Origin of the sequence: Cytobacillus eiseniae (genome assembly GCF_017874625.1) — a bacterium.
Classification (GTDB): domain Bacteria; phylum Bacillota; class Bacilli; order Bacillales; family Cytobacillaceae; genus Cytobacillus; species Cytobacillus eiseniae.
Window position 1 is genome coordinate 1 of record NZ_JAGIKZ010000056.1, and the last position, 1,732, is coordinate 1,732.

Annotated in this window: 1 protein-coding gene; it reads right to left on the reverse strand. The window is 33.5% G+C overall.

Features of this window, described 5'->3' with window-relative positions:
- Positions 1–149 precede the first annotated feature (149 nt).
- Positions 150–1,082, reverse strand: coding sequence for a stalk domain-containing protein (locus J2Z40_RS19635; protein ID WP_066400842.1), 933 nt, complete (start codon positions 1,080–1,082; stop codon positions 150–152).
- Positions 1,083–1,732 lie beyond the last annotated feature (650 nt).

Consider the following 1,732-nt stretch of genomic DNA (forward strand, 5'->3'; position numbering starts at 1 on the left):
CAACTTTATCCTACCATATGAAGTGAGGTTTTTTTAATACCACGCTTGAAGCTCTTTAGAACCCCCGGCATAGCCAGGGGTTTTCGAACCCATAAAAAAGAGACCGTCATAAGACGATCTCCTTGTGGTTTTTGGTAGAAACGCTGCTGCTACTCGGCTAATAGTAACCCTAGTATCTCTTCTGAAACATAAGCAGTATGATTAATCATTACTGGAATGACTTCAAAATGTCTAATGCTTCGATTCAGGCTATACTCCTCTTTTCCAAGATGGATCTGAATTGATTGGTTTTGTTTTGTTAACTCCACACTAGATTGTTTACTATGCCATTTTACTTTATATCCTAAATGCTCGGCTACTTTTCTGACTGGCAATAGCTTTTTATCACTTTTTATATAGTAATCATCGCCTACAATCTCTTGCACTGCTTCAAATAATTGATCTTGATTATTTAATGCAATAATTTTATTTGGTGTTGTTTGAGCTGGAATACTCTTCGTTGAAACATCATAGAAGACCATTAACTCTTTGCCATGAAGATCCTCTTGCTTGATTTCCTTCCCATTTTCATTTAGAAGGATCGTTTCTTCTGCAATATTTAGCTTCAGGTCATTATCAAGACTTACGAACTGATCATCAAATTGTGAAATTTTAACTTGTCCCATATCCCCTTCGTTTACAATAATAATCTCTGGAGTAATTCTTGGGGGGTAGATCATAATCATTGGCTTATTTTTATCATAATAAGCTGTAATATTCATGCCTTTTTCTAAGTTCCCTTGTTCAAAGGCTTCCGTTGTTTTGCTGCTGAATAAGAGCGCCTCTTCTGATAATAAAATATGTGTTTCCGATTCATTTTCTTTATCTTCGACAATCAATGTAGTAGAGTCCTTATCCTTCTTCACATCTGTAATAACACCAGATGTTTTCATAAAATTAGAGGAATCCATCATTTGATCATCCTTCTTCTCTGTTAAGCTGTCTAGATTTTCAGTTGTTTGGCTCGAAGCAAACACTGAACTCCCACTAATTACAATCCCTGTAATTAATGTTGCTGTGACAAATGCTGTTAGCTTTTTCATACTTTTACCACCTTTATTTATTATTTCATAGATATAGGCGTAAATTATAAAAATAAGTTACAGCATTTATAGGATTTTGTGATTAGTCATTATCTGTGGGGAGGGAGTGGAAATTAAACATTATGATATGGGGTTACAACTATTCTTCAAATACACCTTAATATAAGCCAACTTTACATTTGTAATCAATACAGATGAGGGTAGTCGTATTTGAAACCGACTGATACGCTCTCAAATGAATAATAAAATAAGCATGTATGATGGTCATCTTTTTTATAGCTTTGCATTGGATTCTTTCACATATTAGGAATTCACCTATTTCATTTTGTACCCAATTGTAATTTTAATAATAGTCAAATACCCTTACCTTTATAGACAAGAATATTTGACTATTATTATAGTAGTCTCTTTTTATTAAAAAATGGTAGATCCTGATTTATAACAATATCTATAATGATTATCTTCATTTTGAATTTGAAAACTTAGTGTTGCACTTTTTCCCAGCGCAATTTCTACCGCACCACCACCAGAAGTAGTACCGTTATTATAAAAATCTGGTATGTCAACACTAAACTAGACAATTTTTTTAAGGTGTCTTTGCTTATAATCAATCGGACTTTTATATCCGAGGGTTCCATGAATTCGTATGC

Excerpts from the sequence above, each read along its gene's own strand:
- J2Z40_RS19635 (WP_066400842.1), bottom strand. The coding sequence starts at position 1,082 with ATGAAAAAGCTAACAGCATTTGTCACAGCAACATTAATTACAGGGATT.